General features: G+C 83.9%; 1 protein-coding gene. It reads left to right on the forward strand.

Annotated elements, in window-relative coordinates:
• Positions 1-1,574: hypothetical protein (locus EJA20_RS18945; protein WP_420836461.1), on the forward strand; the 1,574-nt coding region annotated here is incomplete at both ends.

A 1,574-nucleotide genomic window follows, 5' to 3' on the forward strand; every position in this document is an offset into this window, starting at 1 on the left:
GCCTGGCGGCCGGGGCCGGGCCCGCACTCGCGCCGGCGGCGGGCGGCGCGCTCGCCCTGGCCGCGGCGCTCGTCGTGCTGGCCCGTCCCGTGGCGACGCGGGCTCCCCGGACGCGGCGGGGCGGCGCGGGAGACCTCGCGCGGTCCGGGGCGGACCTGCTGCTCGTGGCGCTCGCCGTGGCGGCGGTGCTGCAGCTGCGCGGCCGGACGGTCGCGACGGGGGCCGAGCCCGGCCGGGTCGACCCCGTCCTCGTCGCCGCGCCCCTGCTGTGCCTGCTCGCGGGCGTCGCCCTCGTCCTGCGGGTGCTCCCGCCGCTGCTGCGGCAGGGCGAGCGGCTCGGCGCCCGGGCCCGCGGGCTCGTCGTGCCGCTCGTCGCGTGGGACCTGGCGCGGCGCCCGACCGCGACGGCGGCGGTGCTGCTCACCGTGCTCGGCGCGGGCACGGCCACGTGGTCCGCCGCGACCGGGGCGACGTGGGCCGGCGCGGCCCGCGACGCGGCGACGCTGGCCGTCGGGGCGGACGTCGTCGTCGACCCCGGCACCCTCGCGCCCGGGTCCCAGCCCCCGGTGGTCGCGGCGGTGCTGGGCGCACCGGACGCCGGTGCCGCCCGCGCGCTGCCGGTGGTCCGGGGGCCGGTGGCGCTCGGGCGCTGGTCGGGCCCGGGCGGCGAGGTGCCCGAGCTCCTCGCGGTCGACGTGCGGGCGGCGGGCGGCCTCGTCCGCGGCCGGGCCCCCGACGGGCGGGGGTGGCGCACGGTCCTCGGCCCGCTGGTGCCGCGGCCGGCCGCGACGCGGGACGGCACCGGGGGCACGGACGGGGTCACCCTGGGCCCCGGCGGTGTCGTGCTCACCGGGACGGGCAGCGGGGCGGGCCTGCCGCTGCTCGCGCGCGCCACGCTCGTCGTCGGGACGCCCTCGGGCCTGCGGGTGGAGCGCACGGGTGCGCCCGTCGCGCTCGACGGGGCGCCGACGACCCTGCCGCTGCCCGTCCTCGGGGGGCCGGAGGCGGCCCGGCTCGTCGCGGTGCGCCTGGAGCTCGGCCTCGACCCGGAGGTCCTGGGGCGGGTGGCGGCGGACGGGGCGGTCGACGTCCCGGCGGGGTCCACCGGGGTGTCCGTCCGGCTGGCGCTGCCCGGGGCGGCCCCGGGCACGGGTGCGGCGGCGTGGTCCGTGCTCGACCCCGTGACGGGTGCGGGGCCGCCGCCCGGCGCGGCCACCCTCGCCGACGGGGCGCTCGACGTGACGACCCGCGTGGAGCCGTCCACCCTCGTCGGGGGGTCGGCCACGCTGCTGCTGACGCCCGCCCCCGCGCCGACGGAGGTGCCGGTGCTCGTCACCGCGGACGTCGCGGACGGCGCCGGCCTCGCGCCGGGGCGCCCCGTCGGCCTCGTCGTGGACGGGACCGCGGTGCCGGGCCGGGTCGCCGGCGTCGTGCCGTGGCTCCCCGGCCGGGCCACCGGGCCGGGCGTCCTCGCGGACCTGCCGACGCTGGCCCGGGTCCTCGCGGCGCGGGGGGCGCCCGCCGCGAGCCCGACCGCCTGGTGGGGGGTCGCGACCGACGGTGCCGCCGCCGGC

The organism is Cellulomonas endophytica (genome assembly GCF_004123805.1).
GTDB classification, from domain to species: Bacteria; Actinomycetota; Actinomycetes; order Actinomycetales; family Cellulomonadaceae; genus Cellulomonas; species Cellulomonas endophytica.